At 75.4% G+C, this 21,039-nt stretch carries 19 protein-coding genes; 8 read left to right on the top strand and 11 right to left on the bottom strand.

Going from position 1 to position 21,039, the window contains the following annotated elements; translation table 11 throughout:
* The first annotated feature begins 62 nt into the window (after positions 1 to 62).
* Positions 63 to 299, top strand: coding sequence for a DUF6296 family protein (locus tag ACZ50K_RS20045; protein ID WP_468904625.1), 237 nt, complete (start codon positions 63 to 65; stop codon positions 297 to 299).
* 224 nt (positions 300 to 523) lie between these two features.
* Entirely contained in the window at positions 524 to 2,194 is a 1,671-nt protein-coding gene (locus ACZ50K_RS20040) for a carbohydrate binding domain-containing protein (protein WP_468904623.1), read from the top strand.
* Positions 2,195 to 2,255: 61 nt separating this feature from the next.
* Here ACZ50K_RS20040 and ACZ50K_RS20035 read toward each other — a convergent pair whose 3' ends face one another.
* From ACZ50K_RS20035 to ACZ50K_RS20025, 3 genes are all read right to left on the bottom strand, one after another.
* Positions 2,256 to 3,737, bottom strand: a complete 1,482-nt coding sequence (locus tag ACZ50K_RS20035; protein WP_468904621.1) for a glycoside hydrolase — start codon at positions 3,735 to 3,737, stop codon at positions 2,256 to 2,258.
* A gap of 132 nt (positions 3,738 to 3,869) precedes the next feature.
* Complete coding sequence (locus ACZ50K_RS20030; protein ID WP_468904619.1) at positions 3,870 to 4,280, bottom strand: peptidase inhibitor family I36 protein; 411 nt, start codon at positions 4,278 to 4,280, stop codon at positions 3,870 to 3,872.
* 49 nt (positions 4,281 to 4,329) lie between these two features.
* Positions 4,330 to 4,599, bottom strand: a complete 270-nt coding sequence (locus tag ACZ50K_RS20025) for a hypothetical protein (protein WP_468904617.1) — start codon at positions 4,597 to 4,599, stop codon at positions 4,330 to 4,332.
* A gap of 168 nt (positions 4,600 to 4,767) precedes the next feature.
* Between ACZ50K_RS20025 and ACZ50K_RS20020 the strand changes: the two genes are divergently transcribed.
* Both ACZ50K_RS20020 and ACZ50K_RS20015 read left to right on the top strand, forming a co-directional pair.
* Positions 4,768 to 6,024, top strand: coding sequence for a hypothetical protein (locus ACZ50K_RS20020; protein WP_468904615.1), 1,257 nt, complete (start codon positions 4,768 to 4,770; stop codon positions 6,022 to 6,024).
* Between the two features lie 126 nt (positions 6,025 to 6,150).
* Positions 6,151 to 7,572, top strand: coding sequence for a lamin tail domain-containing protein (locus ACZ50K_RS20015; RefSeq protein ID WP_468904613.1), 1,422 nt, complete (start codon positions 6,151 to 6,153; stop codon positions 7,570 to 7,572).
* Between the two features lie 46 nt (positions 7,573 to 7,618).
* On the opposite strand, the gene ACZ50K_RS20010 is transcribed toward ACZ50K_RS20015, so the two are convergent.
* The 4 genes from ACZ50K_RS20010 to ACZ50K_RS19995 form a co-directional block, all read right to left on the bottom strand.
* Positions 7,619 to 8,158: a DM13 domain-containing protein gene (locus ACZ50K_RS20010; RefSeq protein WP_468904611.1), complete on the bottom strand. Its 540-nt coding sequence runs from the start codon at positions 8,156 to 8,158 to the stop codon at positions 7,619 to 7,621.
* Between the two features lie 140 nt (positions 8,159 to 8,298).
* On the bottom strand, positions 8,299 to 8,892 hold the full coding sequence (locus tag ACZ50K_RS20005) for a hypothetical protein (protein WP_468904609.1): 594 nt from the start codon (positions 8,890 to 8,892) through the stop codon (positions 8,299 to 8,301).
* Complete coding sequence (locus tag ACZ50K_RS20000) at positions 8,876 to 10,141, bottom strand: DUF6286 domain-containing protein (protein ID WP_468904607.1); 1,266 nt, start codon at positions 10,139 to 10,141, stop codon at positions 8,876 to 8,878. The genes ACZ50K_RS20005 and ACZ50K_RS20000 overlap by 17 nt, the downstream gene beginning before the upstream one ends.
* A gap of 44 nt (positions 10,142 to 10,185) precedes the next feature.
* Positions 10,186 to 10,689, bottom strand: coding sequence for an Asp23/Gls24 family envelope stress response protein (locus ACZ50K_RS19995; RefSeq protein ID WP_468904605.1), 504 nt, complete (start codon positions 10,687 to 10,689; stop codon positions 10,186 to 10,188).
* A 171-nt stretch (positions 10,690 to 10,860) separates the two neighbouring features.
* Between ACZ50K_RS19995 and ACZ50K_RS19990 the strand changes: the two genes are divergently transcribed.
* Genes ACZ50K_RS19990 through ACZ50K_RS19980 form a run of 3 tightly spaced genes read left to right on the top strand, consistent with a single transcriptional unit; the run spans position 10,861 to position 12,445 of the window.
* The gene (locus ACZ50K_RS19990) at positions 10,861 to 11,448 is read left to right on the top strand and encodes an RNA polymerase sigma factor (RefSeq protein ID WP_468904604.1); all 588 of its coding nucleotides are present in this window, start codon (positions 10,861 to 10,863) and stop codon (positions 11,446 to 11,448) included.
* Positions 11,439 to 12,131, top strand: coding sequence for an Asp23/Gls24 family envelope stress response protein (locus tag ACZ50K_RS19985; RefSeq protein WP_468904602.1), 693 nt, complete (start codon positions 11,439 to 11,441; stop codon positions 12,129 to 12,131). Before ACZ50K_RS19990 ends, ACZ50K_RS19985 begins: the two co-directional genes overlap by 10 nt.
* On the top strand, positions 12,125 to 12,445 hold the full coding sequence (locus tag ACZ50K_RS19980) for a hypothetical protein (RefSeq protein WP_468904600.1): 321 nt from the start codon (positions 12,125 to 12,127) through the stop codon (positions 12,443 to 12,445). The genes ACZ50K_RS19985 and ACZ50K_RS19980 overlap by 7 nt, the downstream gene beginning before the upstream one ends.
* A 274-nt stretch (positions 12,446 to 12,719) precedes the next feature.
* On the opposite strand, the gene ACZ50K_RS19975 is transcribed toward ACZ50K_RS19980, so the two are convergent.
* The 3 genes from ACZ50K_RS19975 to ACZ50K_RS19965 form a co-directional block, all read right to left on the bottom strand.
* Positions 12,720 to 13,382: a helix-turn-helix domain-containing protein gene (locus ACZ50K_RS19975; RefSeq protein WP_468904598.1), complete on the bottom strand. Its 663-nt coding sequence runs from the start codon at positions 13,380 to 13,382 to the stop codon at positions 12,720 to 12,722.
* Between the two features lie 85 nt (positions 13,383 to 13,467).
* Positions 13,468 to 14,388 carry a hypothetical protein gene (locus tag ACZ50K_RS19970; protein ID WP_468904596.1) on the bottom strand — a complete coding sequence of 307 codons (921 nt, stop codon included), beginning with the start codon at positions 14,386 to 14,388 and terminating at the stop codon, positions 13,468 to 13,470.
* The gene (locus tag ACZ50K_RS19965; RefSeq protein WP_468904595.1) at positions 14,385 to 15,743 is read right to left on the bottom strand and encodes a hypothetical protein; all 1,359 of its coding nucleotides are present in this window, start codon (positions 15,741 to 15,743) and stop codon (positions 14,385 to 14,387) included. The genes ACZ50K_RS19970 and ACZ50K_RS19965 overlap by 4 nt, the downstream gene beginning before the upstream one ends.
* Before the next feature lie 211 nt (positions 15,744 to 15,954).
* On the opposite strand from ACZ50K_RS19965, the gene ACZ50K_RS19960 reads away from it, so the two are divergent.
* The gene (locus ACZ50K_RS19960) at positions 15,955 to 16,353 is read left to right on the top strand and encodes a VOC family protein (RefSeq protein ID WP_468904593.1); all 399 of its coding nucleotides are present in this window, start codon (positions 15,955 to 15,957) and stop codon (positions 16,351 to 16,353) included.
* A gap of 7 nt (positions 16,354 to 16,360) precedes the next feature.
* On the opposite strand, the gene ACZ50K_RS19955 is transcribed toward ACZ50K_RS19960, so the two are convergent.
* The gene (locus tag ACZ50K_RS19955) at positions 16,361 to 20,959 is read right to left on the bottom strand and encodes an AAA family ATPase (protein WP_468904591.1); all 4,599 of its coding nucleotides are present in this window, start codon (positions 20,957 to 20,959) and stop codon (positions 16,361 to 16,363) included.
* Between the last annotated feature and the right edge of the window lie 80 nt (positions 20,960 to 21,039).

Raw genomic sequence — 21,039 nt, 5'->3', positions numbered from 1 at the left:
ACCGGGCGGCCGGTGGGAGAATCGAACCACGCGGGTCGGGTTCCGGACCGAGAGGAGTCGGCATGCCTCGGAGGTACGAGCTGGTGTTCCCCGAGGGCCCGGAGGGCACCGGGGCCCCGGACGTGGTCGAGGTGGCCCGGACCGGCCGGACCGGCCCGGGCGGCCATCCGCTCTACGAGGACGCCACGGGCATCGTCCAGGCCGAGATCAGCGACCGGCTGGAGGTGCGGGTGCTGCCCACCGGCGGCGGCCAGGACCCGCCGCTCGGGGTCGTCGCGCGCCCCCTGGACGAGGACTGACCGGCCCGACCGGCCGATCCGCCGACCGCTCCCTCCGCCCCGTCACCCGCAGGTGACGGGGCGGAGCCGTGTCCCGGCCCGGGGACCGTCAAGCTCCGGCATGGATTGGTCCAGACCTATTGACGGCGGTTGACGCGGCCGCGTAGGTTCCCCGGCGGACGCGTGGCCACCGTGTCAAAGCCCATCGCACCAGCGGTACTTCCTCTCCCCACGGAGGCAATCCCTTGCGTACCCGCACCCGCACCCGGCTGGCCTGCGGCCTCGGCGCCGCCGTCCTCGGCGCGGCAGCCGTACTCACCGCGCCCGGCGCGGCATTCGGCGCCGACATCCTCACCAACGGCGGCTTCGAGACCGGCACCCTCGGCGGCTGGACCTGCACCGGAGGCCTCGGCTCCGTCGTCGGCTCGCCCGTCCACGGCGGCACCAAGGCGCTGGCCGGCGCGGCCACCGCCGGCGACAACGCCAAGTGCACCCAGACCGTGGCCGTACAGCCCAACACCACCTACACGCTGGCCGGCTGGGTCCGCGGCAGCTACGTCTACCTCGGCGTCACCGGCGGCGCCTCCACCTGGACCCCGGCCGCCGCCGACTACACCAAGCTGTCCGTGTCCTTCACCACCGGCGCCACCCAGACCAGCGCCCAGGTGTACGTCAACGGCTGGTACGGCCAAGGCACCTACTACGCCGACGACATCAGCCTGGACGGCCCCGGCGGCTCCGCCGACACCGTGGCCCCGACCGTGCCCGGCGGCCTCGCCACCACCGGCAAGACCTCCTCCAGCGTCTCGCTGTCCTGGACGGCCTCCACCGACAACGTCGGCGTCACCGGCTACGACGTCTACCGCGGCACCACCAAGGTGGCCACCTCCGCGACCCCCGGGGCGACCGTCACCGGACTCGCCGCCAACACCGCGTACACCTTCACCGTCCGCGCCCGCGACCTGGCCGGGAACACCTCCGCCGCCTCGAACGCCGTCACCGTGACCACCGACAACGGCCCCGCCCCCACCGGCTTCAAGCAGGCGGCCCCCTACCTCTACCTGGGCTGGGGCAACCCGCCGAGCGCCACCACCGTGATGAACGCGACCGGCGTCAAATGGTTCACCATGGCCTTCATCCTCTCCTCCGGCGGCTGCAACCCCGCCTGGGACGGCCAGCGCCCGCTCACCGGCGGCATCGACCAGAGCACCATCGCCGCGATCCGCGCGGCCGGCGGCGACATCGTCCCCTCCATCGGCGGCTGGCAGGGCAACAAGCTGGGACCGAACTGCGCCACCCCCGAACTCCTGGCCGGCGCCTACCAGAAGGTCATCGACGCCTACACGCTGAAGGCCATCGACGTGGACATCGAGAACACCGACGAGTTCGAGAACGCGGCCGTCCAGGACCGGGTGCTGGGCGCCCTCAAGATCGTCAAGCAGAACAACCCCGGCCTGAAGACCATCCTCACCTTCGGCACCAGCACCTCCGGCCCCACCTCCTGGGGCAACCGGCTGATCGAGCGGGCCCACGCCACGGACGCCGGCATCGACGTCTTCACCATCATGCCCTTCGACTTCGGCAACGCCTCCACCGACATGTACGCCAGCACGGTCAGCGCCACCGAGGGCCTCAAGGCCAAGCTCAAGTCCACCTTCGGCTGGGACGACGCCACCGCCTACGCGCACATCGGCATCTCCGGGATGAACGGCATCAGCGACACCCAGGAGACCACCACGGTCCAGAACTGGACCGACATCCGCGACTGGGCCAACTCCCACCACATCGCCCGGCTCGCCTTCTGGTCCGTCAACCGGGACCGCGGCTGCCCCGGCGGAGGCCTCCAGGAGACCTGCTCCGGCATCGCCCAGAGCGACTGGCAGTTCACCTCCCTGACCGCCGGCTTCACCGGCTGACCCCACCACCCCGCCACGGGCGGGCGCACCGGCTCCCGCCCGGCGCGCCCGCCCGTCCGCGTCAGAGGTCGACGCCGGCGACCTCGAAGGTCTGCACGGACCGGGCCGGGAACCAGGACCAGAAACGGCGGCCGTGCAGATAGGTGTCCTGGTGGTGGCCGTAGCGCTCGCCGTCCGCGGTGGCGGTGCACCAGCGGTCCACCAGCGCCCCGTCCACCCCCGCCGTGGTGAACCGCGACAGGTCGAAGTCGATCCACTGGCCGTCCGCGTGGTTCGCCGCGACGATCACCAGCTTGCGCGCGGCCCGGTCGTACGCGGCGACGATGTCGGGGTGCCCGGACTCGACGATCCGCATCCCGGGCCGGACATGGCGGGTGTACTGGGCCAGCACGTAGAACTTCGTGTTGACCAGCCCGAGCCGGCCGCCGACGAGTTCCAGGGGCCCCCAGCCGCCGCCGTCGCTGTTGTCGACCACCTGCCAGTAGACCCAGGCGGTCGGGTGCAGCCAGCGCATGTCATAGCCGATGCTGCGCGCCATGGCCATCCCGCTGCCGTCGCCGTCGGTGTACTCCGACATCCAGATCCGCTTTCCGGCCTGCGCCGCCGCCGCGTGCAGCAGGTCGCGGCGGGTGTCGGAACGGTAGCCGTGGACGTTGATCCGGCCGACCTTCGCGCGGGTCCCGGCGTCGAACCGGTTCCAGGTGTCCAGCGCGTAGTCGTAGCCGTTCTCGTCCATGGCCGGGATCTCCATCCAGGACAGACCGCGGGCGTCCAGCTGATGGCGGGTGTCCGCGATCAGCCGGGCCTGCTGCGCCGGGTCGAAGAAGCAGCCCTCCTGGCCGCGGCCCTCCTCCGGGGTCCACGGCAGACAGGGCTCGTTCACCGGCTGCACCGACCGGAAGTCGATGCCCCAGTGGTCATGGGCGTACCGGGCGACCGTGGCGAGATAGGCGGCGTGCCGGCCGTAGTCCTGCTCCCTGAGGTTGCTGCTCCACTTGGTGTCGCTGCCCCGGGGGTCGTCGTTCTTCAGCATCCACCACATCGGCGAGTTGGAGAACAGCTCGAAGGTGTCGGCCCCGCGGTCCCGGGCGAGCCACATCATGTCGCGCTGGTTGGCGTCGGCGTACCAGTTCCAGCTGGGGGAGGAGGGGTCGGCGCTGTTCCAGTCGAGCTGGTAGCCCTCGATCGCCTTGTACCCGGCGAGGCTGGGCTGCGGCTTCATCGTGCGGCCCTGGAGGGAGTTGGTGCCCGAGGCGCCCGCGTTGTAGCGGGCGATGTTCAGGCCGAGGCCCGGCAGGTCCTGGCCCAGCAGCCGGACCGTGCCCCGGCCGAACAGGGCGTCCGCCACCGCCGGGTCGGGCCCGACGGCCTTGGCCCACCAGGACAGCGAGGTGCCCCAGCCCTCCCAGGTGCCGCCCGGCGCCTTCGGGTCGAGCACCGTCGCGAAGTCCGCCCGCGCGGTTCCCGCGCCCAGCCCGGCCAGCGCGGCCCCGGCCGGTACGGCCGCCAGCCCGCGCAGTACGCTCCGTCGGTCCAGTTCCATGGATCCCCCGTCTTACCCCGCCCGGACGGCCGTTCGCGTCCGGGTCCCGGTTCCGGGACAGTTTCCGGGACCGTTCCAAGATCGGCAAATGACCGGTGGGGGCGGGGGCCGGGGCGGTGGTCGGGGCCGTTGTCAGGGCGCCGGCGGGCAGGGGTGGAACCGGACGGAGCGGACGGGGCCGAAGGAGGCCGGGAGCAGGGCGATGCCGTGGCCGGGCGGGACGGTGAGCCGTCGCCCCGAGTAGCCGGGTCCGCCGTACAGGGTGACGCAGCGGCCCCCGGCGGCGTTCCACACCGAGGCCCCGTCGGTGAAGCCGACGTAGGCGGTGGTCTCCGGGAACCGGGCCGTGTCCAGCGCCACGGGGCTCACCACACCCGTGTACCCGGGACCGGTCCACCCGCAGGCCCATCCCTCGGGACAGTGACCGCCCGGGCCGGCGGGGGCGGCCGGGGCGGCGGCCCCGAGGGCGATCACCAGGGCGAGTGCCGGGCCCGCGACGGTGAGGGCGAGGGCACGGGCACGGCGGACGGCGCGCATGGGCATCACGGCCCTTCCGGCGAAGGAGTTCTCCGGACCTCCATCCCACCTCTCCTCACCCGTGATCGCACCCCGAACCCCACCGGTCCGCCCGGGGCTCCACGGCCCCCGCCGGGACGATCACGTACTGCGGGCACGGAGCGGTGACGCACTGCTTGGGTTCGGGCAGACACAGGTAGCCCACCGGCACCGTGACGGCCGCGCACGGGTTCACCGGCTCCCCGGGGGCGGGATCGGCGGAGTCCGCGTGTCCGGGCCCCGCGGCGAGGAACAGCAGCGGGACGGTGAGCAGCGGGAGCCAACGGGCGGACGCGATGCGGGTCATGGGCCCCAGCGAAGCACGGGAGGACGCCCCCGGGCGGCAGGGCGGGCCGCGGGTCACTCCCCGGGGGGACGGGCGCGCCCGGTCCGACCCGGTCCGGTCCGCCCCGGACGGACGGCCGGTGGCCGGGGGATGGCCTGGGGACCTCCGTACAGTGAGTACGGTCTGTCCATGCGCACCTTCGGACGGGAACAGCAGCGGGGCCACGTGCTCCTGATAGCGGGGGACTCGGCCCTGCGGCGCCGGGGCGTCCAGGTGGCGCCGAGCGCCAATCTGGCCGCCCTGGCCGTGGTGCCGGTGCCGGCGCTGCTGAACAGCGATGTCGCCTGCGACACCACGTACTTGGACGGGGCCCGGGATCCCCAGACGGTCCTGACCAGGCTGCGGGCGGCGGCCGCGACCCCCGGTCCGCTGCTGGTCTACCTCTCCGGGCGGCTCACCGTGGACCGCCGGGGCGGACGACTGCACCTGGCCCTGGCGGGGACCACCGCCGGCTCCGTCCGCTACACCGCACTGCCCTGGGACTGGCTGGGCACCGAGCTGGGGGACCGTCCCGCCGGGCTGACCACCGTGCTGATCGACCTCGCCGCCGACAAGGCGGCCTGGCCGCTCCTCCAGGAGTACGGAAGCCTGCCCGCCTCCCCGGCCGCGGAGGTCTACGGAGTGGTCAGCCCGCCCGGCTGGAGCGGCGGGCCACCGGCGGTGAGCGGCTACACCCGGGCCTGGATCGACCAGTTGCGGGCCAGCCCGACCCGGCCGGCCAACCTCCAGCTGCACGCCCTCGCGGTGGGCACCGCCACCCTGCCGCCCGGGGTGCTGGTGGTCCCCGGAGCCCGCGAACTGGCCGCCGCCGCCGTCCCGGACGCCGGCCACCGCCCGCCGTGGGCCCGGGACACCCCTCCGGCCCCCGCACCCGCCCGCACCTCCGTCCCAGCCCAGGCCCCGGCCCCCGGTTCCGTTCCGCCGCCCCCGGAGCCCGCCGACGACCCCCGGCCGCACATCCACGCGTTGGCCACCGAAGGCCGGCACGCCGAGGCCGCGAACCTGGCGCGGGCCTGGGAGGAGCACGTCCACCGGACCCACGGGGCGGCCTCCGCCGAAGCGCTCGACTGGGTGGAGATCCGGGCCGATCTCGCCCGGATGGCCGGGGACTTCCGGCTCGGCACCCAACTGTGGTCCGCCGCCGCCCGCGCCCGTATGGGCCGTCAGGAACCGGGCGCCGCCGAGCTGCGGGCCGCGGCCGCCGGCGCGCTCTACTGCTGGAGCCGGCTGAAGGACCCGGAGGCGGCCGCCGACACCGGAACCGACCTGCTCCGGCTGCTCAGGGAGCTGCCCGACCCCGACCCCCGGCACCTCCGGCTCGCCCAGCACCGCCTGGAACTCCTGCACCGCGGCCCCGATCCGGCGGGCGCGCCCCACCCGGTCTGAGCGGGCGGGCGACGCGCACAGTTCGGCCGGTGTTCAGCGGAGGACCCCCTGGCGGAGGGCGCGCATTCGGCCCGGACGGCGAGCCTCGTGCCGCCCACCAGCAGCCACGAACCCGGGAAGTACACCGTGACCGAAACGCGCGCCCACCTGCGGCGCAGCCGCCTCTCCCTGGCCCTCGTCGCCGTGCCCGCACTGGCGGCGGCCACCCTGGTCGCCACCCCGGCACAGGCCGCGCCGGCCGATGACGTCCGCATCAACGAGGTGGTGACCACCGGGGACGTCGAGGACTCGGTCGAGCTGTACAACAAGGGCACCGCCGCCGTCGACATCTCCGGATGGATCCTCAAGGACGACAGCAACAGCTCCAAGTACAAGATCGCCTCCGGGACCACCCTGGCCCCCGGCGCGTTCCGCGCCTTCGACGTGCACGGCTCCTTCGGTCTGGGCTCCGCCGACAAGGCCCGCCTGTACCTGCCCGACGGCGGCACCCTGGTCGACAGCTTCACCTGGAGCACCCACTCGGCCCCCTCATGGTCCCGCTGCCCCGACGGCACCGGCGCCTTCAAGGCGGCCTCGCCGACCCTGGGCGCCGCCAACTCCTGCGGCACCGGCGGCGGGAACACCACCCCGGTGGCCTGGCCGGGCGGAAGCTCGGTGGCCAACGCCGACGGGTCGAACGTCTTCGGATCGGACCTCAGCGGCCTCTACCAGGAGGGCGGCGTGCTCTGGGGCGCCCAGAACTCCGGGAAGCTGTGGCGGCTGCTGCCCGACGGCAGCGGCGGCTGGACCCCGGACACCGCGAACGGCTGGTCCGCCGGCAAGACCCTGCGGTTCCCCGGCGGCGGTTCCGGCAGCGCCGACGCCGAAGGGGTCACCGTGGCCGGTGCCGGATCCACGGCCGGGGTGTACGTGGCCAGCGAGCGCAACAGCGCCTCCTCGGGCACCAGCAGGCTCTCCGTCCTGAAGTACGCGGTCGGCGGGACCTCCGGCACCCTGACCGCCGCCCAGGAGTGGAACCTGACCCCGGACCTGCCGTCGGTGGGCTCCAACCTGGGCCTGGAGGCCATCACCTGGGTCCCGGACGCCCAGCTGACCGCCGCCGGCTTCAAGGACGCGGCCACCGGCGCGGCCTACGACCCGGCGCAGTACGGGCCGCACTCCGGCGGGGTGTTCTTCGTCGGCGTCGAGGGCACCGGCGCCGTGCACGGCTACGTGCTGCTGGACGCGGGCGGCTTCACCCGGGTGGCGAGCATCGCGAGCGGGATGTCCGGGGTCATGGAACTCCAGTGGGAGCCGCAGGCCGCCCGGCTGTGGGTGGTCTGCGACGACACCTGCTCGGGCCGGCACCGCACCATGAAGGTCGACGCCTCCGGGGCGTTCACCACCACGGCGGTCTTCAACCGGCCGAGCGGCATGGCCGACCTCAACAACGAGGGCTTCACGCTGGCCGGGGCGGCCGAATGCGTCGGCGGGACCAAGCCGGTGCTCTGGGCCGACGACGGCAACACCGGGGGCCACGCGCTGCGGCGCGGCACGATCACCTGCTGACGGCCGGTCAGCCGGTGGGACCGGGGTCCGACCGGACCCCGGTCGGTCAGACGGCGGTGAGGGGGGCCGCGCCGAAGGACACGTCGAAGCGGTCGCACCAGATGGCGACGCTCGTGTAGTCGGCGAGGTCCACCCCGGCCGGGATGGCGTAGTTCTGATCGCCCTTGTTGCCCTTGAGGCGTCCCAGGCTGAGGTACTCGCCGTCGTCGAACACCCGCCACCCGGCGGTGCCCTCCTTGACCGGCGCGTCCGTGATCCAGACGCGCAGGTCAGGACCGCTGCTGGTGTCCAGGCCCTCCAGCCGGAGGGTACGGGAACCGTCGGGCAGCCGGAGCACCTTCGCGGTGCCCGTGGTGGCGTGTTCATGGCTGATGAACGCGCCCCGGGCCAGGGTCTCCAGGGCGGCCGGCCCGCCGGACGTACCGGCGGACGACCCTGCGGACGGACCGGCCGACGGATCGGCGGGGGCGCCCGGGCGGTCCGGGGAGGCGACCGGAAGCGCCTCGCGGACGGTGTCGTCCTGCCACAGCTTCCACGGCTGGAACCAGTACAGTCCGGCACCCACCGCCAGGACGGCGGGAATCATGACCCCCGCCAGCATCCGCCGGCTGCGCCACCTCGTGCCCGCCCCGGCCGCCGCCGCCCCCGACTCTTCCGTCCCCGCCGATTCCGCCACTGTCCTCGCCCTCCACCGTGAAACCGATCGCCCGCCGCCGCCCACCGTACTCAACGCGCCCGGCGGACGGTCGCCCGGCGGGCGGGCCGGCCACGGCGCACGGTGAACCGGACCTCCACCAGGAGCGGACGGGGCGCCAGACAGCCGCGGGCCTCGGGCACCACACCCTCCGCCAGGACCGCCAGGAGCCGCTGCGCGGAGGCGGTGTCCTCCAGCACCACCCGGGTGCGCAGCCCGAGTTCCGGACCGGGACCCGTGCCCGGGGCGCGCGGCGAGCCGCGCAGTGAGCTGCGGACCGAGCGGACCCCGGGGAGCGCCCGCAGCCGGGAGTCCACCGCGGCCGTCAGCGCACCGGCGTCCAAGGAGGTGCCCGGCGAGGGCAACGGCAGCCGCCGCAACACCCGGCGGCGCGACTGGAGGAGGAGCAGGACGACCGCCACCACGGCGACCACCAGCAGGACCGCCCCGACCACCGGCGATCCACCGGGGGAGGGCCACGGTTCCCGGGCGGCGGCCGCCCACAGCCGCCGGGGCCCGCTCCGGCCGGTGTCGCCCCCGAGGAGCACGGTGGTGCCCGCGCCGAGCAGCAGCGCCCCGGCGGCCAGCAGCACCAGCCGGTTGACGACGTTACGCGTGCGGTCCATCGGGGACACCCACCTCTCCGGCCGGTCGCCGGGACGGCCCGGACCGCACCCGTACCCGGATCCGCGGCGGCACCGCCGGGCCCAACTCCCGCACCGCGCCCGCGACGGCCGCCTCGACCGCCGCCCGCACGGCCTCCTTCCGGCGCCCGAAGCCGTCCCCGCCGTCCCCGTCGGCCCCCTGGGCCCCGCCGTCCCCGTCGGCCCCCTGGGCCCTGCCGTCTCCGGTGGTTCCCTGGGCCCCGCTGTCTCCGGTGGTTCCCTGGGCCCCGCCGTCCCCGTCGGCCCCCTGGGCCCCGCTGTCTCCGGTGGCTCCATGCGCCCCGCTGTCCCCGGGCGCCCCGCTGTCTCCGGGCGCCCCGCTGTCTCCGGGCGCACCGGGCGCACCGGGCGCTCCATGCGCTCCGTGGGCGAGTCCGGTCCGTACGGTCAGCCGGCGCCGGCCCAGCCGCACCCGGGCGCCGGCGCTCCCGGGCACCCCCTCGACCGCCCCGCGGACCAGCCGGGCGGCCGAACGGCGGCCGATCACGGCCCGCATCCCGTCGCCCGGCCCCGCCAGCGGCAGTTCGCCCCGGCGGCCCGGGGTGAGGGCCAGCAGGACCAGCCACAGGCCGGCCACGGCCAGCGCGGCCCCCACCCAGCCGGGCAGTCCCGCCGGGCCGGGACCGGCCGTCACCTCCGGCGGCCACCCCTGCCACAGCTTCGGCGGCCAGTCCCGCCACGGCTCCGGCGGACGCCACCGCAGCCGGTCGGCGGCCGCCGCCAGCAGCGGCAGGGCGGCACCCGCCGCGACCGCCGCCGCCAGCACCGCCACCGGCACCCGGCGCTCCGACCACCCGCGCCCCCGAACCAGCCCGGGCCCACCGAGACCGACACCAGCGCCGACACCGGCCCCGCACCCGACATCCGCCGCGGGAGCCGGAACGCAGTCCCGGGCGATCAGCGCCCGGACCCGGACCCGCGGGGCCGGCACCCGCAGACCGGTCAGGGCGGCGGTCCGGGCGGCGACGTGCTCGCGCACCGCCAGGGCGGACTCCCCGGCCGGTTCCCGGTAGGCCAGCGAGACATCCACCCGGACCTCGGCCGTGCTCCCGCGCAGCGCGGCCGCCGCCCGGCCGGCCCGGCCGCCGGAACCGGCGAGGGCCTCCCGGGCGGCCTGTTCCGCGACCTTGCGGACCACCCGGCGGGAGACCGTGGTCCTGCCCCGCTCCGTGGCGCCCTCCGGGAACCCCGGCCGTACCGCCTCGCCCATCACTCCACCTCACCTCACCACTCGGGGACACCGGACACGGCCGTTCACTCCACACGGGCCTCCGCCGGCAGACCCGTCTGGTCGTCCCCCGGAAGGCGGACGTCGTTCACGGCGACGTTCACCTCCACCACCTCCAGCCCGGTGATCCGCTCCACCGCGGCGATCACGTTCTCCCTTACGTCACGGGCGACATCGGTGATCGGAACGCCGTACTCGACGACGAGTTCCACGTCGATGGCCGCCTGCCGCTCGCCCACCTCGACCTTCACCCCGCGGCCGACGTTGGGGCGCCCGCCCGGGACCCGGTCGCGGACCGCGCCCAGGGTGCGGGACAGACCGCCGCCCATGTCGTGCACCCCCGGGATCTCCCGGGCCGCCATTCCGGCGATCTTGACCACCACCACATCGGCGATGGAGGTCCTGCCGCGGGTGGGCGCCGGCTCCGACGCACCGCTCTGCCCGCTGCTCAGGGTCGTGCTGCTGCCGCCGCCCACGGTCGGGGTGCTCCTGCGGCTGCCGTTGGCCGGGGCCAGCTCCTGCGCGGTCATCCTCGCTCCTTCGATGCCTCGTCCGATACATGGCTCACGTTCGACACGGCCCGGGCGGTCCCGTGACGCACCGGATCCGGACCCTGACCGGAATGCGGATTCACCCCCGGAGGCCCGTAACGGAACGCCCGCCCGGGTGTCCAACAGGGCGAACGCGAGAGGAGTCGCCGAGTGACGGCTGTAGGGGACCGGGTGCCACGGTGCCGGGGAGCGGCGGGGCGGCCCGACGACGCCCACCTCGCCGTCCGGGCGGCGGAGGGGGACGAGGAGGCCTTCGAGACCCTGGTCCGGTCGCACGGCCCGGCGATACTCCGGCTGGCGACCCATCTGCTCGGAAGCCGGGCCGAGGCCGAGGACGCCGTCCAGGAGGCCTTCGTCAGCGCCTGGCGGAAACTCCCCGAGTTCCGGGGCGACTCGGGTTTCGGGACCTGGCTGCACCGGATCGTGACCAACCGCTGCCTCAACGCGCTGCGGGCCCGGCGCCCGCTCCACGACATCGACGAACTGCCCGAGCGGGCCGCCCCCGAGCACCAGAGCTCCCCGGTGCGCGCCGTGGAATCCCAGGCGGCCGTCCACGCCCTCCAGCAGGCGATGGCCGTCCTCTCCCCGGAGCAACGGGCCTGCTGGGTCCTCCGGGAGGTCGAGGAGATGCCGTACGAGACGATCGCGGAGACGGTCGGCATCAGCCGGGAAGCGGTACGGGCCAGGGTCTTCCGAGCGCGGCGCTGTCTGACGGAGGCGATGGACGAATGGCGATGATCGACGGCATCGGCGACACCGACGGCAGGGACGCCACGGACGGTGTGCACGGCACCGATGGCGAAGAGGCCCTGCTGCCCTGCGGAAGGGACCTGGCCGACCTCTGGGACCTCGGCTACCCCGCCGCCCCCGGCGACCCGGCCGCCCCCGAGGGCACGGACCGTCACACCGCGGACTGCCCGCACTGCGGCGCGGCGCTCCGGGACTTCCGGCGGCTCAGGGAAGCCGTCCGGCTGGACGGCCCGGAGACGGGCGCCGGCTGGGAGGTGGACACGGCCGCGCTCACCGAGCGGATCATGGACGTGGTCCGCCTCGAACTGCGCCCCGGCCGGACCCTCCCACTGGGCGGGCCGGAGGACGAGGCCTGGATCCACGAGGCCGTGGCCGCCCGGGCCTTCCGGGCCGCCGCCGAGACCGTCCCCGGGGTGCGGGCCGGCAGCTGCCGGATCGGCCCGGGGGCCGGGGAGCCGCCGGGGGCACGGACACCGTGCGAGGTCCGGATCGAAGTGGTCGTACCGCTGGCGGACGACCTTCGGCTGACCGCGGACCGGATCCGCCGGACCGTCGGGGAGGCGGCCGAACAGGCCCTCGGCCTGCGGACCGCCGACATCGAGGTGGTCATCACCGACCTCCACCACGAATCCCTCGGCGGGTTCGGCGGCTTCGGCGAGGGCCGGTGCTGACGGGTCCGCAGGACGGCGAGCGCATCCGCGAGGACATCGGCGCGGCCGTGCTCGCCGTGCGCGGGGTCGCCTTCCTGCGCCCCGCCCTGGGCGATCTGCTGCGCGGCTCGGCCACACCGCACCGCCCGGGGGCGGGCGTCCGGATCACCGGCTCGTCCCGGCCCGGTACGGGACCCTCAGTCGAAGTCCACGTGGTGCTGCTGGGCGGGTACCGGGCCCTGGACGTCACCCAGGCCGTCCGGGACGCGGTCCGAGCCATTTGCCCCACCACACGGACGATCCCGGTGCACGTCACCGTGACCGGGATCGTCTGAAGCCAACAGGACCCCGGAGCCACCCCCGGGTCCCGGGCCACCCCCGGGTCCCGGGCCACCCCAGGGTCCCGTGCCTCCGCCGGGTCTCGGGCGGCCGCAGGGGACTCAGAGCGGCCGCTCGGGCCCCGGACGGCCATCCGGGGCCGGAGCTACGGCCCGGGGCCGGACCGGCCACCTGCGCCCCGAACGGCCACCCCGGGCCGCGAACAGCCCCTGGGACCGGAGCGGTCACCGGGGCCGGATCGGTCATGCGGGCCCGGGCGGCCGCCGGGGGTCAGCCGGTCCAGTCCGGCAGCCAGCTGCCCAGCAGGAGGAGCAGCAGTGCCCAGCCGCCGAGGATCACGGCCGCCATCCCCAGCCCCGGCAGCCATCCGGCCTCCGGACGCTCCGCCTGCTCCGGCTGTTCCGACTCCCGGGGCCCACGAGGCTCCAAGGGCTCCCGGGGCCCACGGGCCTCCAGGGGCCCGGTGGGACCCGGACGCTCCGGTGCCACGGCCGCCGGCCCCGGGCCGGCGGCCGCCGGCGTGGCCGGGAGGGCGGCCCGTACGGGTGACTCGGGGGTGCGTCCGGCCGGGACCGGTACGGACCGGGGCTGGAGGTCGGCGCGTTGGGCGAGGCCGCCGAGGAACCGGCGGTAGGCCTCGTGGCGGGCGCCCCGGGGCGTGCTGCGCCCGGACTCCCAGGACCGGACGGTGGCCGTGCGCACGCCGAAGGCCACCGCCACCTGCTGCGGGGTGAGGTCCCACAGTTCGCGGAGCCGGCGGCGCTCGCCGGGCGAGGGCAGCGCCTGCCGGCCGCCGCCCCGGACCGACCGCCGGGACCGGGAACGGACGGGTGCGTGCGCTCGGGCCTGTCCGGGGGCGTGGGCGTGCGACGGCGTGGGGGAGTGCGGCATGGCGGGGGCGTGTGACAGGGCGGGGGAGGAAGGCGTCGTCATGACCGTAGGACAATCCGTACGTATCCCCGTTACGGGTGGCCTCCGAGGTTCACCCGTACGGCGGCTGATGCCCCGTCAGGCAAGGTCAGGAGTGCGGCTTCCACCAGGGCTCGGGCTTGCGGCGCCGGGACCGGCCGCCCTGCTGCCGGCTCTGCCGGTTGTCCCGGGCCACGACGAGCTCCTCCAGTTCGGGTGCCTGGAAGAAGAACCGGTGGGCCTGGGCGAAGGCCTCCACGATCCGCTGGGTCGGATCGGTCTTCCCGGGCCGGTGCTCGTCGGCGAGCGGACGCCCCAGTACCGCCTGCGGGCCCGGCGGGTGCACGGAGTCGTGCTGCATGGCCTTCTCGAACTCCGTGATGGCCTCCACGTACTTCCTGAACCGCTTGCGGACGGTGGAGACCGAGGCGGAGGTCCCGGAGGCCAGGTCGGCCGCCTCGTAGTGGGTCCGCGACATCATCGACCAGAGGCGGACGTCGGTGCGTCCGGCGAGGATCCGCTGGAGGAACAGTCCGGTGGCCGGCTGGGCGTCCGGGGTGCAGGGCCCGAGGGTGCGGGGCGGGGCGAGGGGGGTGCCGGCGGCGATGGCGTCGAGGATCCGGACCAGCTCGGGGAACCCGCGCCCGGGGCGGTCGTCCTTGTACGTCCAGCCCACGACGGTCTGCGCGGTGGGCGGCGGCAGCAACTGGCAGACGGCGAAGGGGAAGAGGGTCCGCCCGTACTGGGAGGCGGACAGGCCGATGGCCTTGGGGCCGCCGCGGCGCAGGACGGTGTCGAAGGCGGTCAGGCAGGTCCGGGTGCTGGTGAGCTCGAACTCCACGTCCACCACGACCACGTCGATCTCGTCGTGGAAGGCGTCCAGGTAGTTGTCCAGCCGGGCCGGGTCGCTGAGATGCCGCAGCTCGAAGCGGTCCGCCGGTCCGGCCGAGTCCGCCAGATGGTAGTTGAGGGCGCCCAGGGCGGTGGCCGGGTTGTCGTCCAGGACCAGGACGGTCAGCGGGCGGCTCACGGGGTGTCCCCGCGGGCGGCGAGCGGCCAGCGGGCGGTGACCACCGTGCCGGTGTCCTCGCCGGGCCGGATGGTGAGCCCGCCCTGCAACTGGCCGAGGAGCTGCCGCAGGCGCTCCAGGGAGGTGCCGGGGGAACCCGCGCCCGACGGTCCGGGGCCGGATCCGTGGCCGGAGCCGGTGCCGGGGCCGTCGTCGCTCACCCGCAGGGTGATCATCTCCTGCTCCACCGTCCCGGTCACCCGGGCCCGCGGCCGGTGGTCAGCCCGGACCTCCTTGAGGGCGTTGCAGCACAGGTCGGCGAGGACGCTGCGGGCCAGTGAGGCGTCCATGGCGCCCAGCCGGCGCGGGGTGGGCGGGGAGTCGAAGGAGACCCGGTCCCGGTCGGCCGGCAGCAGACTGGCCCGGACCCCGTCCACGATCTCGCCGATGGTGGCCGGCGGATGCTGGTGGTCGAGCTCGTCCAGACAGCGCTGGAGCTCGCCCCGGAGGTAGACCATCAGCGGTTCGGCCTCCTCGGCGGTCCGTCCGCGGGCGGCCAGCAGCGCGTAGTGCAAGGGGTTGCTGATGCTGGAGTGGACGATCGTGGCGTCCTTGAGGCGCTGGGCGACGATCGCCGGACGCATCTCGTTCAGGGCGTTGGTCAGCGTCTTCTCGTAGACGAGGACCGCGGGGTGCAGGAGCAGGAACAGCGCCGCGAGCGCGGGCAGGGTGGGGATCCCGCCGGTGCCCGCGTTGCGGGAGAGCAGCAGGGCGTAGACCGCCCCGAGCGCCACGGGCACCGCGCCGCGGGCGAGCCGGGCGAACCCCACCGACCAGGCCTTCGTCGGCTCGAACTGGTAGAAGACCGATTCGACGATCCAGTGCAGGGTGCCGAGCCCGCTGTAGAGCAGCGCGGCGGCCGCCGCCGGCAGCTGCGCCCCCGGATGTCCGGTGAACGGTCCGGAGGGCGCGCCGACGGCCCAGGCGAGGGCCAGCGGCCCGAAGGTCTCCAGGATCGCCGGGAAGTTCACCTTCTGCCAGCCGTGCAGGTCGAGTTCACGGCCGATCAGCCGCAGGGGCGCCAGCCGCGACCGCATCATGGCCTCGATCAGGTCCTGGTGGGTGTGGACGATCGCCAGCGCCGAACCGGCGAAGGCCGGGACGGTGACCGCCCACCACCAGGGCGAGCCGCCGGAGGACCCCAGGGCCGCCCAGAGGGCCCCGGCGAAGACGAGGGCGGCCAGGAACCGGACGGCGGAGGTGGCCCGGCCGAGCGCGGTCGTGTTGCGCCGCGCCATCTCGTACACCGAGGGCACGCGCAGCCGGGGGTCGTGCAGGGAGGCGTAGCCGGTGAGGATGGACTGCCAGGGCCGCATGGGTGCCCTCCGGTGCCGTGTCGGAATGGGGACGGTCACCAGTGGACCACCCCCGCCGGTACGGAAGTCGGGTACTTCTGACACGGATCCGCCCGCCCGGGGTGCTCCCGGGGGCGGGTGCCGGGCGCGTCCGGCGGCCTGCCGCCGGGGACTTGGCCTAGCCTCGCTCCCGGAACCACACCGACTCCCGGAGGGCAGTACCGTGGCCTCGATGCCGCAGAAGATCACGACCTTCCTGATGTTCGAGGGCAGGGCGGAGGAGGCGATGACCTTCTACAGCACCCTCTTCGAGGACGCCGAGATCGTCGACATCTCCCGCCACGGCGCCGAGGGCCCGGGCGAGGAGGGCTCCGTCCGGCACGCCACCTTCGCGCTGGCCGGACAGCGTTTCATGTGCATCGACAGCTATGTCAAGCACGAGTTCGGGTTCACCCCGGCGATGTCGCTGTTCGTCCAGTGCGAGGACGAGGCCGAACTCGACCGGCTCTACACCGCCCTCGCCTACCAGGGCACCGAGCTGATGCCCTTGGGGTCGTACGGGTTCAGCCCCCGGTTCGGCTGGGTGAACGACCGCTTCGGGGTCTCCTGGCAGCTGAACCTGCCCGGCTGACGGCTCCTCAGAGGAGCCGTTCGTCGAGCGCCACCGTCGCTAGCCCCGCCGGGCCGTGCAGGTGCAGGACCGGGCCCGACGGGCCCGGCCCGGCCGCCAGGGCGTGCACCGGGGAACCCGTGAGCAGGGTGTGGTGGAGTCCGCCGGTGAGGGGGTCCCAGATCCGGACCCCGGTCCGGCCCCCGGAGGCGAGCAGGGTGCGGCCGTCGGGCAGCGGAACCACCGAGGTCACCAGGGTGCCGGGGGTGTCGCAGCGGGCGAGCAGGGTGGCGGCCGAACCGTCGGTGACGTCCCACACGTACACGGCGGTGTCCGTGGCGGTGGCCAGCAGGGTGCGGCCGCCCACCCCGAACACCTCGACGGTGCGGTACGTGGTGGGGCGGCCGGGCTCGACGCTCAGCGTCCGGGTCCGCTCCCCCCGGGCGTCCAGGTCGACGAGGTCGACCCCGTAGCTGCCGGCCAGGGCGACCACGGGCAGGACGGCATCCGCGCGCGGCGGCAGCGTGGCGACCGCCCTGACCCGCTGGGCGACCTGATGGAACACCAGCTGCCCCGGCTCCGGCTCGCCGCCCCGCGGATCCCACACCGTGTACCGCAGCTTCCCGTCCTCGGGCAGCTCCACGAACAGGGCCCGCCCGTCCCCGGTCCCCCCGACGCACGAGGGCTGGGACACGAACCCGCCTCCCGGGACGGTGCGCAGCAGTCTGCGCCTGCGGAGGTCCCAGACCGTCCACTCCGCCATCCCGGTGACCGCCGCGTAGTCCTGCCCCGGCGGGGCGGGGACCGGCTCGGCCCGCACCAGGGGCCCGCCGCCGATCCGCTTCGGCAGCTCGGCCCCGGTGGCGGCGTCGTGGAGTTCCAGGCCCTCGGGCGTGCCGACCACCACCAGGCCGGAGTCCCGGCCGGGATGCGGCTGCCGGGACCGGAACATGGGCCATGTGCGCTCCCGTTGCAGCCCCCACGGTTCGCGGTACGGGGACTCCGGCGGACGGTCGCCGGCCGCTCCGGGGTTCCACAGGCGGACGCCCTGCATCCCGGTCGACACGATCACCGGCCCGGCCGGGCCGTCCAGGGCGGCGAGCGCGTCCACCGCGGGCACGTCCGCCTCGAAGGAGTCCGTCCGTCCCCCGTCCACGGAGTGGACCTCCACCCGGCTGCCGATGGCCAGGGCGATCGACCCGCCGCCCGGGAGCGCGGTCATGAAGTTCCCGACCAGCGGCGCGGAGGAGTGCCGCGCGCCCCGGAAGGGATCCCAGACGTACGCGGGGGCGGTCAGCTCCTGCTCGCCGGTGGCGATCAGGAGGTCGTCCGCGCCCGGCCGCGGAACGCCCAGCAGTCCGCGGGCCCACGGGCCGGCGAAGGCGTGCTGGGCCATGTCCGCCGTCTCGGGGTCCCACAGCCGGATGCCGGACGCGGTGGCCACCGCCACCACGGGCCGTCCGTCCGCCCGGCGGACCACCGCCGTCGCCGCGTAGGTGGCGCGCTGGTACGCCGTCGGGAACCCCCGTGCCTCGAACGGCCTGCCATCGCCGACGGGATCCGGGTCACGGGTGTCGGGAGTCCACAGGGACGCCCCGCGGGCGGTGAGCACGAAGAGCCGCCACCGGTCGGGCCCGTCCTCCAGGACGTGCACCTCGCGGCTGGCCGGGATCCGGACGGCGGCCACGGCCTGTCCGGAGGTCGGGTCGATCACGGTGACGCCCTCGGAGCCGAGGGCCACCAGGAAGGTGCGGCCGCCCGCGCCCCGGATCGGCCGGAGGGCCGTGGTCCAGCGGGCGGCCGAGCGGGGGACCTCGGCGACCGGACGGCCCGACGCCGCGTCCCAGATGGCCAGATGGCCGTCCATCGACAGCACCGCGATCAGCGTCCGCCCGTCCAGGGTGGGCAGCAGGCAGAGGTCGCCGGTGCGTCCCCGGGTCGGTGCGATCACATTGGCGCGGGCCTCCCAGCGGCCCCAGACGAAGGTGGACCCGGAAGCGGTCGGGCCGGAGGCCTCCGGCCCGGAGGGGCCGGGCGCGGCCTCCCCGCCCTGCCGGCCGGCCCGCTGGAAGGCGATGGAGCCCAGGCGGGTGACCAGGTCGGTGTCCGCCCGCACATACGGCTCGATCAGCGCGGCGGCGGTCAGGGTCCGCCGCGCCGGGTCCGCGGTGGGCAGCGGGAGGCCCAGCCGGGCCCGCAGGCTGCCGGAGGTCTCCTGGGCCAGCAGGGCCGCCGGCACCCCCGGATCGTCCAGCACCCCACCCGCCGCCGCATGGTGCAGGAAGTGCCTGCGGACGTACGGATGGGCCGGATGCGGCAGCGACCGCTCGACCAGCCCGGCCAGGGCCCGGGCCGTCGCGGCATGGGCGGCGGCGAGCCCGTCCGTCCGTCCGCCGGGCTGCCAGGAGGGCGGGGCGGCGGCCGAGGGCGGGGCCAGCAGCCAGGCCTGGTCAGCGAGCAGCAGGTCCGTCAGACGCTGGTGGACGGGCCGGTAAACGGTACGCGCGTCCTCCTCGGCGGTGGCCAGATAGCCGGTCAGGCGGCTGGCGCGCAACGTCCGGATGGCCTGTTCGGCGGCCTCCGCGCCGACGCCCCCGGAACCGGTCCCACCGCCCGCGCCCGCGCCTGCGCCCGTTCCCGCCGCGGCTCCGTCGCCGGGCGCCGGTCCGGTCGCGGCCAGGGCCGAGGTGACGGCCGGCCAGACCTCCGCCCAGGGCAGCCCGGCCCCCGCCGCCAGGGCCGTCGCCCGCAGCGCGGCGACCAGGAGCGCGGCCGGCACCCCGGTGCCCCGGGCGACCGCCCGGACGTCCTCGCGGAGCAGCCCGGTGGTGCCGTCGGCGAGCCGGTGCAGCCAGCCGTCCTCGGCGAGGTCCTGCCGGACCGCCGCCCGGCGCAGCTGGTCGGCGGCGATCCGGGCGTCCAGGAAGGAGGGCGCGACGGAGTCCGCGATGATCCGCGCGGCCTCGGCGGCCGCCCCGGGCGCCTGGTGGTAGGGGCTGCCGTCCGGGGCGAGCAGCAGGGTGGCCGCGTACTCGGCGATGTCGCCGGAGCAGTCGGGGCCGTCCGAGCGCTGCATCGCCGGGGCCCGCCCCTCGGCCTCCAGGGCCTCGGACAGCCGCCGCAGCAGCTGGTCGGCGCGCTCGTCGACCAGGTCCGCGCCGGAGGGGTAGGAGAGGCCGGGGGAGCTGCGGATGCCGAGCAGCAGACGGGTGAGGACGGTGCCGTCCGGGCCGCGCAGCCGGGCCAGCGGCAGGACCACGTCGTTGACCACGGACAGCGGGTCCTCGGCCTCGTCCAGGGCGTCGACCACCACCGTGACGGTCCCCGTCCCGGCCCGTTCCCGGATCCGTGCCAGCAGGGCCTGGAGGGGCAGTTCCGGACCGGCCCCCGGCCCCGGACCGGCCCCCGGCCCCCGACCGGCGCCGGGCTCGCCCAGTCCCGTGAGCAGATCGTCCACGATCAGCCCGGCGGACTTGTTGCGGGCCAGGACGGCGACGTCCACCGCTCCCGGATCGGGCCGCAGCTCCCGGGCGATGCCCGCGACCATCGCCGCGTACCGGGGGTCCTCGACGAACCGCTGGTCCGAGAGGGTGACCAGGCGTCCCAGCAGCGCGGACTTCCCGGACCCGGCGGCACCCGTGACGACCAGCACCCCGGAACCGGAGCGCAGGAACTCCGTCATCCGGGTCATCGGTTCGGCCCGGCCGCGGAAGTACCAGCCCGGGTCGTCCGCCGCCGCCCGCCCCGAGGCGCGGTCCAGCCAGAACTCCTCCATGGCCCCCGACTCCGATCCCGGCTCCGCACCGGAGTCCGCCGCCGGGGTCAGGGCGAGCTGGCGCAGCGCCGGCCCGGCCGTGCCCACCGGCGCCCGGTAGCGGGGGTTGGGGAGACAGGCGCTGGGCACCGGGCGGCGCGAGTGCGGGACGATCCACTCGGCGGCCACCAGGTTCTTCTCGCGGCCCTCCTCGTCCCGGCCGACCTCGTCCAGCAGACCCTCCCACTCCTGGAAGGACAGGTAGGGGGCGGTGAATCCGGCGGCCTCGTCCCGCATCCGCTCCCAGGCCAGCGCCACCCGTTCGGTGAACGAGCCGACCAGCGGCTGCTCCTCGTGGTCCCCGGCGGTGACCACGGCCGCCCCCTCGAAACCGCGGCGCTCGGCGCACAGCGCCTCCAGCAGCCCGGCCAGTTCGCTGCGCAGGGTCCCGGCGAAGCAGGAGTCGACGAGCACCAGCACGTGCTCGGAACGGCTGTCCAGCAGCGCGGTGACCAGCTCGCTGGTCGGGAACGCGGTGGCGAACAGCCGCTGCGGGTCGGTGGCGCCCAGCGTCAGGAAGTGCCGGGGCGCGCCGCGCCGCATCCCGTGGCCGGTGACGTAGACGACCACGGCCTCCCGGTACCCGGCCGCGGCGAGGTCCTCCCCGCGCAGGAACTCGCGGAGTTCCTCCACGGTGCGGACCTTGGCGGTGCGGCTCACCTCGAAGCGGCGGTCCTCGCCGAGGCCGGGGTCGGCCAGCCAGCCGGTGATCCGGTCCACCTGGGCGGCGACGGCCTCGTCGAAACCGGGCGGGCTGTCCGGGTAGCCGTCCACCGCGACCACGACCAGCCGCCGCCGGACGATCCCGTCCAACTCCCGCGCATCGCCGGCGCTTCCCGTACTTCCCGTACTTCCCGTATCCAGACCCACAGCCACCTCCCCACCCACCTGCC

It is taken from the genome of Streptomyces sp. NPDC033845 (assembly GCF_055576225.1).
The sequence above is the reverse complement of the archived record's forward strand: the minus strand, read 5'-3'. Positions and strand labels throughout refer to the sequence as shown.